A 13,901-nucleotide genomic window follows, 5' to 3' on the forward strand; every position below is an offset into this window, starting at 1 on the left:
TCCGGCGACGGCGGCCGCCCGGCTAACCTCCTAGCCATCACCTACACGTAGCGGGAGTAAGAGAGCCATGGCGAACGCACCGGTCCAGCGCATGTCCCAGTTGATGGCGAAGACGCTGCGCGACGACCCGGCGGACGCCGAGGTCCTCAGCCACAAACTCCTCGTCCGCGCCGGCTACGTCCGCCGCACCGCCGCCGGCATCTGGACCTGGCTGCCGCTCGGCAAGAAGGTCCTCGCCAACGTCGAACGGATCGTGCGCGAGGAGATGGACGCCATCGGCGCCCAGGAGGTGCTCCTGCCCGCCCTGCTGCCCCGCGAGCCCTACGAGGCGACCGGCCGCTGGGACGAGTACGGCGCCGAGCTGTTCCGCCTGCAGGACCGCAAGGGCGGCGACTACCTGCTCGGCCCGACCCACGAGGAGATCTTCACCCTCCTGGTGAAGGACCAGGCATCGTCCTACAAGGACCTGCCGGTGATCCTCTACCAGATCCAGACGAAGTTCCGCGACGAGGCCCGCCCCCGCGCCGGCATCCTGCGTGGCCGCGAGTTCCTGATGAAGGACTCCTACTCCTTCGACACGGAGGACGAGGGCCTGGCGAAGTCCTACGCCCTGCACCGCGAGGCCTACCAGCGCATCTTCGCCCGCCTGGGCCTGGACTACCGCATCTGCGCCGCGACGGCCGGCGCGATGGGCGGCTCGAAGTCGGAGGAGTTCCTCGCCCCGGCCGAGGCCGGCGAGGACACCTTCGCCGACTGCCCGAACTGCGACTTCGCGGCCAACACCGAGGCGATCACCTACGAGCTGAAGCCGGTGGACGCCACCGGTGTCCCCGCGGCCGAGGACATCCCCACCCCCGCCACGCCCACCATCGAGACCCTGGCCGCCCACCTCGGCGTCCCGGCCTCCGCCACCCTCAAGAACCTCCTGGTCAAGGTGGACGGCGAGATCGTCGCCGTCGGCGTGCCCGGCGACCGCGAGGTCGACATGGGCAAGGTCGAGGCGCACTTCGCCCCGGCCACCGTCGAGATGGTCACCGAAGAGGACTTCGCGACCCGCACCGACCTGGTCCGCGGCTACGTCGGCCCGCAGGGCCTGGACAAGGTGAAGTACATCGCCGACCCGCGCGTCGCCCCCGGCACCGCGTGGATCACCGGCGCGAACAAGGCCGACACGCACGCCAAGAACGTCGTCGCCGGACGTGACTTCGAGGTCGACGAGTACGTCGACGTCGTGGTCGTCCAGGAGGGCGACCCCTGCCCGAAGTGCGGCACCGGCCTCAAGCTGGACCGCGCCATCGAGATCGGCCACATCTTCCAGCTGGGCCGCAAGTACACCGACGCCCTCAAGCTGGACGTCCTCGGCCAGAACGGCAAGCCGGTCCGCGTCACCATGGGCTCCTACGGCGTCGGCGTCTCCCGCGCCGTCGCGGCCCTCGCCGAGCAGACCGCCGACGACAAGGGCCTGTGCTGGCCCCAGGAGGTCGCCCCGGCCGACGTCCACGTGGTCGCCGCGGGCAAGGCCCTGCAGACCGAGCTGGCCCTCGACGTCTCCGAGCAGCTCGCCGCGGCCGGCGTCCGCGTCCTCGTCGACGACCGCGCGGGCGTCTCCCCGGGCGTGAAGTTCACCGACGCGGAACTGATCGGCGTGCCCTGGATCCTGGTCGCGGGCCGCCGCGCGGCCGAGGGCGTCCTCGAACTGAAGAACCGCCGCACGGGAGAGCGCGAGGAGCTCCCCGCAGCGGAGGCGATCAACCGCCTCACGGCCTGACACAAAAAAACGCCGGGCGCGCTGCCCTACGCGCCCGGCGCTCCGCCGCTTGGAGCCACTCGCCACGGCATCGCCGCACCCGCGTACGGCGGGAAGGGGACGGGATGGGGGGTGTCCGCCCGCAGCGGCCGGCACCGGCACAGGGCACCGTCGTCGGGGACGGGCGGCCGGACCGAGGACGGACACCCCACCCCGGCCCCGACTCACAACGAACGGCAGGCGCGACACCAGCCCACCACGCACCGCAACGGGCCGCCGCAGGCACAAAAAAGGGGCGCGAGGAACGGCGCGACCAGCCACGACGAACCCGCACAGGCCGCCGCGCAGGCACAGTCACCCCCACAGGCGCCGCAGGCACTGGCACCCCGTCACAACCACCCCGCGAACTCCAACAACAACTCCGCATCCCTCTCCCGCCCCACCCGCCGAGCCCGCACCCCCGACTCCACGGCCCGGAACAGCGTCCACCCCCGCAACCGCTCCTGATCGACCTCCAGCGACTCCGCAAGCCGCTTCACCCGCCGCCGCGTGGTCGTCGCCCCCGACGGCGAGGCGATCAGATCCTCCACCCGGTCCCGCACCAGCCGCGCCAGATCGAAGGCGCACTCGCCCACCACCGGATCCGGCCCCACCGCGAGCCACGGCATCCGATCCCCGGCCAGCACCTTGCTCTGCCGGAAGGTCCCGTGCAGCAACCGCCGCTCAGGCGGAGCCTCCACCAGCGCGTCCCGCGCGGCCAGCGCCTCCGCCACCAACGGCGCCACCTCGGCATCCCGCTCGGCGCTCGCCCGCATCGCCTCGGCCTGCCGCCCGGTCCGCTCGGCCACCGTCTCGAACGCGTACTCCGCAGGCGGCTCGACCCACAGCCGCCGCAACGTCCCCGCCGCCTCCAGCAGCGCCCGCGCCTCCGCCAACGACCGCACCGACACTTCCGGATGCAACCGCTCGAGCAGCAGCGCCCCCGCCGTACCGGAGTCCTCCACCAGCTGCACGGCCCCCCGCCCGCCCCAGTGCGCCAGCGCCGCCCGTTCAGCCTCGGGCCGGGCCCGCGGAGGCGCCAGCTTCAGCACGGCAGGCGTCCCGTCCGCGCACCGCACGAGCAGCACCAGGCTGCTGCGACCGCCCGGCACCTGCACCCGCTCGACGGTCAACTCGCGTAGCGCGACGGCCTGCGCCACGGCTTCCGGCAGCCTTTCCAGCCACTCGTCACCGCCCGGTGCCGTCTCACCCAGCGCCCTCACCAGACGCCGCGGCGGTTCGAAAGCCATACGCGAGCCGCTCCTTCCTTCGCTACGCCGTGGGCGTCCCGCCCCGTTCGGCGAGCCCAGGGAAGGCTACGCTCCCGCCGCGCCACCGCACCGCCCGGACCGCCGCCTCCCGCAGCGCGCCGGCCGCCTCCCGCCGCCGTTCCCCGGCACTGGCCCGCACCAGGTCGGAGTACACCCCGGCGACACGATCCTCCAGGTCGGCGGCGAGCCTCACCGCCGCGTCCGCGTCAGGTACCGGGAACGGCAGCGCGTACCCGGCCGCCGCGGCGACCGGCCGCGCGCCCCGGTCGCGCACCTCGCGCACCAGTGCGTCACGCCGCGCCCGGTGGGCGTCGTACGCCGCTCGCGCCTCCGCGCGCCGGGCGGTGCCGATCCGGCCGCCGACGACGCCGTAGCCGTACACGGCGGCGTGCTCGGCGGCCAGCGCCGCCTGCAGCGCCCTGATCACCTCGGTATCGCTCGTGTCGCTCATGCGGCCCCCTCCGTCAGCAGGAACGCGTGCGCGGCCCCGGCCGCCGCCACGGAGGCCAGCAGCCGTGCCAGCTCACCGTCGACGCCGACCAGCTCGGCGGTGCGCCGGTCGGCCAGCTCCCGCTCGGCGGCGGCCAGCTGCGCCAGCGCCTCTCTCTCCGTCCCGGGAACGACGCCGGGCGCCGGGGACACCGACGCGGAAGGAGAAGCCGACACCGAAGCCGACACCGAAGGAGACCCCGACGGACTCCCCGCCGCCGCGGACGTGCCCACCGCACTCCCCGTCCCCCCGAACGCCTCCACATGCCGCACGACCTCCGCCCGCAACGGCCGCAGCCGCCCGGCCAGCGGCACATGGACGGCCAGCACGGCGTCGTACCGCGCCACCAGTCCCGCGCTGTCCCGCGCCGCACGCGCGCGTGTCCGCTCGGTCGTCGACGGACTGCCGCCCGGACCCCCGCCACCGTCCCCGGGACCGCCGGAGCAGCCGGTGACGAGCAGGGCGCCCGCGGCGGAGGCGACGAGCAGGGTTCTTCGGCGCGGCCCCGAGGGCAGGCGCGGCGGCGGAGGGAACGGCACGGCAGTCGTCCTCAGGGAACTCGTACGAGCGGGACCGGCGGGCACACGGCCCGTGATCACCGTACCCGCGCCCATGTCGACCACCACTCAGCGGCACCGCCCGCAGCACCGCCCACCACCCCTCGGCACTCGCCGGTTCCCCCACCACGCACCGGCACCGCCCGTACACAGGTGGACGGCATCACCGCCTGGGACCGGATACCCTTTGACCTGACACGCGACCCATCCCACAACAGCACACGCGGCCGAGGAGTCACCCGGATGAGCACCACCCACAACGAGAGGCTGCGGGAACTGCTGGAACCGCTCGTCACCTCCCAGGGCCTCGATCTCGAAGAGATCGCCGTGGACTCCGTCGGACGCAAGCGTGTGCTGCGCGTCGTCGTGGACTCCGACACCGGAGCCGACCTGGATCAGATCGCCGATGTGAGCCGCGAGCTCTCGGCGAAGCTCGACGAGACCGACGCGATGGGCGAGGGGGAGTACACCCTCGAGGTCGGCACCCCGGGCGCGGAACGCCTCCTCACCGAGCACCGGCACTACGTGCGTGCCACGGGCCGGCTGGTGAAGTTCCAGCTGGTTGAGGGCGGCGAGCTTCTCGCGCGGATCCTGCAGGTCGACGACGAGGGACTCGACCTCGAGGTGCCCGGGGTCAAGGGACGCAAGGCCACCACCCGCCGGGTCGTCTTCCCGGAGATCGAGAAGGCGCGTGTGCAGGTGGAATTCAGCCGCAAGGACAAGAACGAGAACGCAGAGGAGGCGTAGCCGTGGACATCGACATGAGTGCCCTGCGGGGCTTGGTCCGGGAGAAGGAGATCTCCTTCCCCCTGCTGGTCGAGGCGATCGAGGCGGCCCTCCTCATCGCCTACCACCGCACCGAGGGAAGCCGCCGACACGCGCGCGTGGAGCTCAACCGGGAGACCGGGCATGTGACCGTGTGGGCGAAGGAGGACCCGGACGACCTCGAGGAGGGCCAGGAGCCCCGCGAGTTCGACGACACCCCCTCCGGCTTCGGCCGGATCGCCGCGACCACCGCCAAGCAGGTGATCCTGCAGCGCCTTCGGGACGCGGAGGACGACGCGACGCTCGGCGAGTACGCCGGCCGCGAGGGCGACATCGTCACCGGCGTGGTCCAGCAGGGCCGCGACCCGAAGAACGTGCTGGTCGACATCGGCAAGCTGGAGGCCATCCTGCCGGTGCAGGAGCAGGTCCCGGGCGAGACCTACCCGCACGGCCTGCGCCTGAGGTCGTACGTCGTACGGGTGGCGAAGGGCGTGCGCGGTCCGTCCGTCACGCTCTCGCGCACCCACCCGAACCTGGTGAAGAAGCTGTTCGCGCTGGAGGTCCCGGAGATCGCCGACGGATCCGTCGAGATCTCCGCGATCGCCCGTGAGGCCGGCCACCGCACCAAGATCGCCGTCCGCTCCACCCGCTCGGGCCTGAACGCCAAGGGCGCCTGCATCGGCCCGATGGGCGGCCGGGTGCGCAATGTCATGGGCGAGCTGAACGGCGAGAAGATCGACATCGTCGACTGGTCGGACGACCCGGCCGAGATGGTGGCGAACGCGCTGTCACCCGCACGGGTGTCGAAGGTCGAGATCGTCGACATGTCGACCCGTTCCGCCCGGGTGACCGTCCCCGACTACCAGCTGTCGCTGGCGATCGGCAAGGAAGGGCAGAACGCCCGGCTCGCGGCCCGGCTCACCGGCTGGCGGATCGACATCCGGCCGGACACCGAGCAGGCCGCTCAGCCGGATGAGCAGGCCCGCGGGGAATAAATACCGGCCGCGCGTCGCTGAGATCACGACAGGTTGGTGTACGGCAACTGTTCGAACCCTGCCCCAAAGGGGTGAGGTGCGTACGGGGAGGTAGACTTAAGGGTGTCTGGCCGGACACGGGACCGAGCATGCCCTGAACGCACCTGTGTGGGGTGCCGGAAACGAGCGGCCAGGACGGAGCTGCTGCGCATCGTGGCGATCAAGGACGAGTGCGTCCCTGATCCACGCGGTACGCTGCCCGGCCGGGGTGCGTATGTGCACCCCACCCTGGTCTGTCTCGATCAGGCGGTACGCCGCCGGGCGTTCACGCGGGCACTGCGCGCCCCGGGAGCGCTCGACACAAAGGCGTTGCGCCAGTACGTCGAGCAGGCAACAGTTGCCGAGCAGGCAACACGGTAAGAAGACGTGCCGCACGGCACCCCGTGCGGTGTAGGTACCTCGCGAGTCGAAAGCAGGTCGAGATTGCGATGAGCACTCGATGAGTACGCGATGAGTACGCCCATGAACTAGCGACGGTCCGGCTTCAACCCGGACCTCAAAGGAGCGAAGTGGCTAAGGTCCGGGTATACGAACTCGCCAAGGAGTTCGGTGTCGAGAGCAAGGTCGTCATGGCCAAGCTCCAGGAACTCGGTGAATTCGTCCGTTCGGCGTCTTCGACGATCGAAGCGCCGGTGGTACGCAAGCTGACCGACGCCTTCCAGGGAGGTGGCTCCGGCAAGTCCGGCAAGCCCGCCGCCCCGAGGAAGGCCGCCCCCAAGCCCGCCCCCGCGCCCTCTCCGGCGCAGGCGGCACGTCCGGCTGCCCCGAAGCCGCCGGCCGCCCCCAAGCCCGCGGCCGAGCAGCCCGCGGCTCCGGCCGCGCAGGCCCCCGGCCCGCGCCCGGTGCCCGGCCCCAAGCCCGCGCCGCGTCCGGCACCGGCCGCCCCGGAGTTCACCGCTCCGCCGGCCGCTCCCGCCGCCCCGCAGACTCCGGCCGCCCAGGGCCCGCGCCCCGGCGCGCGTCCCGGTGCCCCCAAGCCCGGTGGCGCCCGTCCCGGCGCTCAGGGTCAGGGCCAGCAGGGCCAGCGTCCGGCCGCCGCTCAGGGCGGCGCGCGTCCCGGCGGCGGTTCGCCGCGTCCGGGCGCCCGTCCGGCCGGTCCGCGTCCGGGCAACAACCCCTTCACCTCCGGCGGCAACGCCGGCATGGCGCGTCCGCAGGCTCCCCGCCCGCAGGGCGCCCCGCGTCCCGGCGGTCCCGGTGCTCCCGGCGGCGGTCCCCGTCCGCAGGGCTCCGGCGGCCAGGGCGGCGGTCCTCGTCCGCAGGCTCCGGGCGGCGCCCGTCCGACCCCGGGTGGCATGCCTCGCCCGCAGGGCGCAGGTCCCGGCGGCCCGCGTCCCGGCGGTCCCCGTCCCAACCCCGGCATGATGCCGCAGCGTCCCGCTGCCGGCCCCCGTCCCGGCGGCGGCCCCGGCGGTCGCGGTCCGGGCGGTGCGGGTCGTCCCGGCGGTGGCGGCGGTCGTCCCGGCGGCGGCGGCTTCGCCGGTCGTCCCGGCGGCGGCGGTGGCGGCGGCTTCGCCGGTCGTCCCGGCGGTCCCGGTGGCGGTGGCGGTGGCTTCGCCGGTCGTCCCGGCGGTCCCGGTGGCGGCGGTGGCCGTCCCGGCTTCGGTGGCCGTCCCGGCGGTCCTGGTGGCCGTGGTGGCACGCAGGGCGCCTTCGGCCGTCCCGGCGGTCCCGCGCGTCGCGGTCGCAAGTCGAAGCGGCAGAGGCGCCAGGAGTACGAGGCCATGCAGGCCCCGAGCGTCGGCGGCGTGATGCTGCCGCGCGGCAACGGCGAGGCCATCCGTCTCTCCCGCGGCGCGTCGCTCACCGACTTCGCGGAGAAGATCAACGCCAACCCGGCGTCGCTCGTCGCGGTCATGATGAACCTCGGCGAGATGGTCACCGCCACGCAGTCCGTCTCCGACGAGACCCTGCAGCTCCTCGCCGACGAGATGAACTACACGGTTCAGATCGTCAGCCCGGAGGAGGAGGACCGCGAGCTGCTCGAGTCCTTCGACATCGAGTTCGGCGAGGACGAGGGCGACGAGGAGGACCTGGTGGTCCGTCCGCCGGTCGTCACCGTCATGGGTCACGTCGACCACGGTAAGACCCGACTGCTCGACGCCATCCGCAAGACGAACGTCATCGCGGGCGAGGCCGGCGGCATCACCCAGCACATCGGTGCCTACCAGGTCTCGACCGAGGTCAACGACGAAGAGCGCAAGATCACCTTCATCGACACCCCGGGTCACGAGGCGTTCACCGCCATGCGTGCCCGTGGTGCGAAGTCGACCGACATCGCGATCCTGGTCGTCGCGGCCAACGACGGCGTCATGCCGCAGACGGTCGAGGCGCTCAACCACGCCAAGGCGGCCGACGTGCCGATCGTGGTCGCGGTCAACAAGATCGACGTCGAGGGTGCCGACCCGACCAAGGTGCGCGGTCAGCTGACCGAGTACGGCCTGGTGGCCGAGGAGTACGGCGGCGACACGATGTTCGTCGACATCTCCGCCAAGCAGGGTCTGCACATCGACTCGCTGCTGGAGGCCGTGGTCCTCACGGCCGACGCCTCGCTCGACCTGCGGGCCAACCCGAACCAGGACGCGCAGGGCATCTCGATCGAGTCCCGCCTCGACCGCGGCCGCGGTGCCGTGGCGACGGTCCTCGTCCAGCGAGGCACCCTGCGGGTCGGCGACACGATGGTGGTGGGCGACGCCTACGGCCGCGTGCGCGCCATGCTCGACGACAACGGCAACAACGTCGTCGAGGCCGGCCCGTCGACGCCGGTCCAGGTCCTGGGCCTGACCAACGTCCCGGGTGCGGGCGACAACTTCCTGGTGGTCGACGAGGACCGTACGGCCCGTCAGATCGCCGAGAAGCGCGCCGCCCGCGAGCGCAACGCCGCGTTCGCCAAGCGCACGCGCCGTGTCTCGCTGGAGGACCTGGACAAGGTGCTCAAGGCCGGCGAGGTCCAGCAGCTGAACCTGATCATCAAGGGTGACGCTTCTGGTTCCGTTGAGGCGCTCGAGTCCTCCCTGCTCCAGCTGGACGTCGGCGAAGAGGTCGACATCCGCGTCCTGCACCGCGGCGTCGGTGCGGTCACGGAGTCCGACATCGACCTGGCGATGGGCTCCGACGCCATCGTGATCGGCTTCAACGTCCGTGCGGCCGGCCGCGCGGCGCAGATGGCCGAGCGCGAGGGTGTGGACGTCCGGTACTACTCGGTCATCTACCAGGCGATCGAGGAGATCGAGGCGGCCCTCAAGGGCATGCTCAAGCCGGAGTACGAAGAGGTCGAGCTCGGCACGGCGGAGATCCGCGAGGTCTTCAAGTCGTCCAAGCTGGGCAACATCGCGGGTGTTCTCATCCGCTCCGGCGAGGTCAAGCGCAACACCAAGGCCCGCCTCATCCGCGACGGCAAGGTGGTCGCGGAGAACCTCAACATCGAGGGTCTGCGTCGCTTCAAGGACGACGTCACCGAGATCCGCGAAGGCTACGAGGGTGGTATCAACCTCGGAAACTTCAACGACATCAAGGTCGACGACGTCATCGCGACGTACGAGATGCGCGAGAAGCCGCGGGTGTAACACCCACGGTGCGTGCCGGCCGACGGGACTTCGGTCCCGTCGGCCGGCACGCCGTTTGCGGCCCGTTCCCACGGTCGACGGAGGGTAATATCCGTCGATCGTGCGGGCCGCTTCGTTGTACGGTTCTTGATGTCCCCGGCCACACGGCTGCGGGCCATCGATCCCGTACCGGCGGGTGAACCGGTTACACACATGTACGTGGGGACGCTGTCCTTCGACCTCCTCCTCGGCGACGTCCACTCGCTCAAGGAGAAGCGCTCCGTCGTCCGCCCGATCGTCGCCGAACTCCAGCGCAAGTACGCGGTGAGCGCGGCCGAGGTGGACCACATCGACCTCCACCGGCGGACGATCATCGGCCTCGCCGCGGTCTCCGGTGACGCGGGGCACCTCACCGACGTACTCGACCGGTGTGAACGGCTGGTCGCCGGCCGCCCCGAGGTGGAGCTGCTGTCCGTACGACGGCGGTTCCACGGCGAAGACGACGACTGACCACAGAACGCAAGCAGAGAAGAAAGAACGGGAGACGGACCAGTGGCCGACAACGCGCGGGCGAAAAGGCTGGCGGACCTCATCCGAGAGGTGGTGGCCCAGAAGCTGCAGCGCGGGATCAAGGACCCGCGGCTCGGTTCGCACGTCACCATCACGGACACCCGGGTCACGGGTGACCTGCGGGAGGCGACCGTCTTCTACACGGTGTACGGCGACGACGAGGAGCGCCAGGCCGCGGCCGCCGGCCTGGAGAGCGCCAAGGGCGTCCTCCGCTCGGCCGTCGGGGCGGCCGCCGGCGTGAAGTTCACGCCGACCCTCACCTTCGTGGCCGACGCCCTTCCGGACACCGCCCGGAACATCGAGGACCTGCTCGATCGGGCCCGTCAGTCCGACGAGAAGGTGCGCGAGGTCTCCGCCGGCGCCACGTACGCCGGTGAGGCGGACCCGTACCGCAAGCCGGGCGAGGACGACGACGAGACGGACGACACCGCCGAATGACCAGCAAGCCCACCCCGCCCGACGGCCTCGTCATCGTCGACAAGCCGTCGGGCTTCACTTCGCACGACGTGGTCGCCAAGATGCGCGGGATCGCCAGGACCCGCCGCGTCGGCCACGCCGGCACCCTCGACCCGATGGCGACCGGTGTGCTCGTCCTCGGCGTCGAGAAGGCCACCAAGCTCCTCGGTCACCTCGCGCTGACCGAGAAGGAGTACCTCGGCACCATCCGCCTCGGGCAGACCACGATCACGGACGACGCCGAGGGGGAGCTCAGCTCCTCCACCGACGCCTCCCGGGTCACCCGGGACGCCATCGACGCCGGCATCGCCAAGCTGACCGGCGAGATCATGCAGGTGCCGTCCAAGGTCAGCGCCATCAAGATCAACGGCGTGCGCTCCTACAAGCGGGCCCGTGAGGGCGAGGAGTTCGACATCCCGGCCCGCCCGGTGACCGTCTCCTCCTTCGCGGTGTACGACGTCCGCGAGGCCGTCGCCGAGGACGGCACCCCGGTGCTCGACCTGGTCGTCTCCGTGGTCTGCTCCTCCGGCACCTACATCCGCGCCCTGGCCCGCGACCTCGGCGCCGACCTCGGCGTCGGAGGGCACCTCACCGCCCTGCGCCGCACCCGGGTCGGCCCCTACAAGCTGGACGCGGCCAAGACCCTGGACGAGCTGCAGCAGGAGCTGACGGTGATGCCGATCGCCGACGCGGCCGCCGCCGCGTTCCGCCGCTGGGACGTGGACGCGAGGCGCGCCCGACTGCTCGCCAACGGCGTACGCCTGGAGATGCCGGACGAGTACGCGGACGCCGGTACCGTGGCCGTCTTCGGCCCGGAGAACCGGCTGCTCGGCCTCGTCGAGTCGCACAAGGGCAAGGCCAAGAGCCTCGCGGTCTTCGCCTGACCGAGGGGACCTGCCCGTGGAGCGGCGGTCACGGGGTACTCGCTGCCGCCGCTCCACGGTCCCCCCTCGGTTCCCCCCACCCCTAGGGTGTACACAGCACCCCCACTCCATTCACCCGTCCGGGCAGGCGCTCGGAGTGAACCGGGGGAGTGCAGGGGGGCGCGCGTTCACGACGCGATCTGTCCCGCCGATCACCCCGCGCCTGCCGTCGAGGCAAGGGGCACACGCGGGAGGTACGACGATGGCGGGACGGGGCCCGCGGGACCGTTCCGGCACACGTACGACACTCCACCCCTGACCGGCCCGACGCCGCCCTGGTCCGCGTCCGCGACCTGGCCGGCCACCCCCGCGGCCTCGGCTTCGCCGCCGACCACCACGGCACCGTCGTCACCAGCCACGAGGCCGTCGACGGCCTCGCCCGCCTCGCGCTGTACGGCACGGACGCGTCGTCACCGCCGACGCGGTCACCCCGCTGCCCGAACGCGGCCTCGCCCTCGTCCGCGCCGACGGCCTCGGCACCGACCCGCTCCCCCTCACGGTCCGGGACCGAGTCGAAACCGGCACCTGTGTCCGCCTCCCCGCCGGCTGCTGGCGCGAGGCCCGCCTCCTCGGCGCGACGAGTGTCACGTACACCGCCACCGACCGCTTCCATGTCCTCGACGACGCCCTGGAACTGGCGATCGGCCCCTCCGGGGAGGACGCCCTCCGGCTGGGCGGCGGGGCCGCCGGCGCCCCGGTGCTCGACGCCAGCACCGGCGCCGTCCTCGCCCTCGTCGGCGCTCCCGGCAGCGGCCGTACGACGCAGCTCGCGGCCCTCGCGGACCGCCAGCACCATGGCGCCGACCCCGCACCCACCCTGTGACTCCGCGGCGCCGACCTTGCCGGCGACGACAGCTCTGTCGCCGACGCGGCCGGCCGCGCCTTCGCCCGTGCGGCGCGGATCGTCGCCGCCTCCCGTGCCACGGACGCCCCGGACGACCTGCCCCGACCGGGTGGCCCGCCTCGCCCGGGACGCCGGCCGCCCGCTGCTCCTGCTGCTGGACGGCCCCGAGGAGATGCCGCCCGTCCTCGCGCACCGCCTGGGGGAGTGGACCGCGGGGACGGCGGCGTGGCTGACGCGGACGGGGGCCCGGCTGGTGGTGGCCTGCCGTGCGGAGTACTGGGAGGAGGCCGGGGTGTGCTTCCCGCCCCCCGCTGCTGCACGGACGTCCCGCCCCCGGGCTGCCGCCCTGCGTACGCCTCGGCGACCTGAGCGACGAGGAGGCCAGGATCGCCCGCGCCCGCCACGGCATCCCCGACCGCGTCGTCGCCGATGCCGACGCCCGCCATCCCCTCACCCTGCGGCTGCTGGCCGAGGTCCGCGCGGCACTGCCCGAGCCGCCTTCCCGCTCGTCCTCCGCTGCGTCCGCCGTTCGCGTCGACTCGCCGTCCGCCCCCTGCTCGGCCCCCTGCGAGCTGCCGTCGGCTGTTCGCGTCGACCGGCACGACGTCCTCGCCGCTCACCTGGACCTGATGTGCCTGCGCATCGCCGTCCGGCTCGCCGCCGGGCCCGGTCTGCGCGGCACGGCCGTGCGACGGCTCGCCGCGAAGGTCGCGGGGCAGGTCCACGAGGCAGCGCGGCGCAGCCTCGGGCCAGGCCAGGGCGAGCTGGACCGGCCGTCCTTCGAGGCCGTCTTCCCCTGGGGACAGGCCCCGGCCGCACTCGGCGGCGGCACCGGCTGGGCTCCGCCGTACTCACTGAAAGCCTCCTCGTCCCGGCCGACGACGGCTACCGCTTCGCCCACGAGGAACTCGCCGACTACCTCCACGGCATCCACCTCGACCTCGACGCGGCCCTGCGCGCCCTCGTCCACCGCGCCGCCGCCCACCCCCTGCCCGTCCCACCCCACCGCATCGGCCCCGTCGTCCAGGCCCTGCTCCTGCTGGAGCGCCAGCAGGGCCCGCACGCCCTGGCCGCGCGCCTGGCCGAACTGCTCGACGCCCTGGACGCCGATCCGGACTCCTGGCGGGCCGCCCACCTGCTCGCCGAAAACCCTGCCGCGGGTGCCGGACGGCACCCGTCACCTCGCCGTGCTGCGGACCATCGCCGACCGCATCGCCGAGCGACGGCTCGCGCCGACGTGGTTCGGGCCGGCCTTATGGACCTCCCTCGGGCCGGACACACCCGACCTCCTCGACCTGCTGCGCCGGCTCGTCCTCGCCGATCCCGCCCCCGCCCCGCAGGACGGCGGGACACCACGCTTCCTGGACACGGCCGCGGAGCTGCTCGCCGCCGACCTCACCGCCGTACAACGGCATCTGGTGTGCTGGTTCGACGACGGGCGGCCGCTGCCCGCCACCCCGCACGCCACCGTCGCGACGGTCGCGCAGGCGCTGCTGCACACCCACCGGCACCGCTCCTTGGACGACCTCACGGAGGCCCTCGTGGACGCGGCCCATCCGCGCGCCGACGAACTCCTCGGTGCCCTCGCCGAGGAGCAACTGGCCGGCGTCCGGGTCCCCGCGTGACCGTTCCGTCGGAACAGGCCCCGTCTGTCGGAAGG

The 13,901-nt window shown here is 72.9% G+C and carries 11 protein-coding genes and 1 pseudogene; 9 read left to right on the forward strand and 3 right to left on the reverse strand.

Features of this window, described 5'->3' with window-relative positions; translation table 11 throughout:
- The first annotated feature begins 67 nt into the window (after positions 1-67).
- On the forward strand, positions 68-1,768 hold the full coding sequence (locus tag ACF1GV_RS33875) for a proline--tRNA ligase (protein WP_391688586.1): 1,701 nt from the start codon (positions 68-70) through the stop codon (positions 1,766-1,768).
- Positions 1,769-2,136: 368 nt separating this feature from the next.
- Here the strand turns inward: ACF1GV_RS33875 and ACF1GV_RS33880 are convergent, their stop codons facing one another.
- From ACF1GV_RS33880 to ACF1GV_RS33890, 3 genes are read right to left on the reverse strand one after another with little or no spacing between them, the layout of a single operon-like run.
- Positions 2,137-3,036 carry an aminoglycoside phosphotransferase family protein gene (locus ACF1GV_RS33880; RefSeq protein WP_391688589.1) on the reverse strand — a complete coding sequence of 300 codons (900 nt, stop codon included), beginning with the start codon at positions 3,034-3,036 and terminating at the stop codon, positions 2,137-2,139.
- A gap of 22 nt (positions 3,037-3,058) precedes the next feature.
- Positions 3,059-3,508, reverse strand: a complete 450-nt coding sequence (locus ACF1GV_RS33885; protein WP_391688592.1) for a ferritin-like domain-containing protein — start codon at positions 3,506-3,508, stop codon at positions 3,059-3,061.
- Complete coding sequence (locus ACF1GV_RS33890; RefSeq protein WP_391688595.1) at positions 3,505-4,086, reverse strand: hypothetical protein; 582 nt, start codon at positions 4,084-4,086, stop codon at positions 3,505-3,507. The genes ACF1GV_RS33885 and ACF1GV_RS33890 overlap by 4 nt, the downstream gene beginning before the upstream one ends.
- Before the next feature lie 261 nt (positions 4,087-4,347).
- Between ACF1GV_RS33890 and rimP the strand changes: the two genes are divergently transcribed.
- The 8 genes and pseudogenes from rimP to ACF1GV_RS33930 all read left to right on the forward strand — a co-directional run.
- Entirely contained in the window at positions 4,348-4,851 is a 504-nt protein-coding gene (rimP, locus tag ACF1GV_RS33895; protein ID WP_391688598.1) for a ribosome maturation factor RimP, read from the forward strand.
- A gap of 2 nt (positions 4,852-4,853) precedes the next feature.
- Positions 4,854-5,864, forward strand: a complete 1,011-nt coding sequence (nusA, locus tag ACF1GV_RS33900) for a transcription termination factor NusA (RefSeq protein ID WP_363266516.1) — start codon at positions 4,854-4,856, stop codon at positions 5,862-5,864.
- A 102-nt stretch (positions 5,865-5,966) separates the two neighbouring features.
- On the forward strand, positions 5,967-6,263 hold the full coding sequence (locus ACF1GV_RS33905; protein ID WP_391688601.1) for a YlxR family protein: 297 nt from the start codon (positions 5,967-5,969) through the stop codon (positions 6,261-6,263).
- 149 nt (positions 6,264-6,412) lie between these two features.
- Positions 6,413-9,469, forward strand: a complete 3,057-nt coding sequence (infB, locus tag ACF1GV_RS33910; protein WP_391688604.1) for a translation initiation factor IF-2 — start codon at positions 6,413-6,415, stop codon at positions 9,467-9,469.
- Positions 9,470-9,661: 192 nt separating this feature from the next.
- Positions 9,662-9,958, forward strand: a complete 297-nt coding sequence (locus tag ACF1GV_RS33915) for a DUF503 domain-containing protein (RefSeq protein WP_361638706.1) — start codon at positions 9,662-9,664, stop codon at positions 9,956-9,958.
- 42 nt (positions 9,959-10,000) lie between these two features.
- Positions 10,001-10,456, forward strand: a complete 456-nt coding sequence (gene rbfA / locus ACF1GV_RS33920; protein ID WP_391688608.1) for a 30S ribosome-binding factor RbfA — start codon at positions 10,001-10,003, stop codon at positions 10,454-10,456.
- Complete coding sequence (gene truB, locus ACF1GV_RS33925) at positions 10,453-11,358, forward strand: tRNA pseudouridine(55) synthase TruB (RefSeq protein ID WP_391688611.1); 906 nt, start codon at positions 10,453-10,455, stop codon at positions 11,356-11,358. The genes rbfA and truB overlap by 4 nt, the downstream gene beginning before the upstream one ends.
- Before the next feature lie 314 nt (positions 11,359-11,672).
- Positions 11,673-13,839 (forward strand): annotated as a pseudogene (locus ACF1GV_RS33930) (trypsin-like peptidase domain-containing protein); the annotation flags it as partial.
- Positions 13,840-13,901 lie beyond the last annotated feature (62 nt).

It is taken from the genome of Streptomyces sp. NPDC014006, from assembly GCF_043088925.1.
Taxonomy (GTDB): Bacteria; Actinomycetota; Actinomycetes; order Streptomycetales; family Streptomycetaceae; genus Streptomyces.

Excerpts from the sequence above, each read along its gene's own strand:
- ACF1GV_RS33880 (WP_391688589.1), bottom strand. The coding sequence starts at position 3,036 with ATGGCTTTCGAACCGCCGCGGCGTCTGGTGAGGGCGCTGGGTGAGACG.
- ACF1GV_RS33915 (WP_361638706.1), top strand. The coding sequence starts at position 9,662 with ATGTACGTGGGGACGCTGTCCTTCGACCTCCTCCTCGGCGACGTCCAC.
- rimP (WP_391688598.1), top strand. The coding sequence starts at position 4,348 with ATGAGCACCACCCACAACGAGAGGCTGCGGGAACTGCTGGAACCGCTC.
- ACF1GV_RS33885 (WP_391688592.1), bottom strand. The coding sequence starts at position 3,508 with ATGAGCGACACGAGCGATACCGAGGTGATCAGGGCGCTGCAGGCGGCG.
- truB (WP_391688611.1), top strand. The coding sequence starts at position 10,453 with ATGACCAGCAAGCCCACCCCGCCCGACGGCCTCGTCATCGTCGACAAG.
- ACF1GV_RS33875 (WP_391688586.1), top strand. The coding sequence starts at position 68 with ATGGCGAACGCACCGGTCCAGCGCATGTCCCAGTTGATGGCGAAGACG.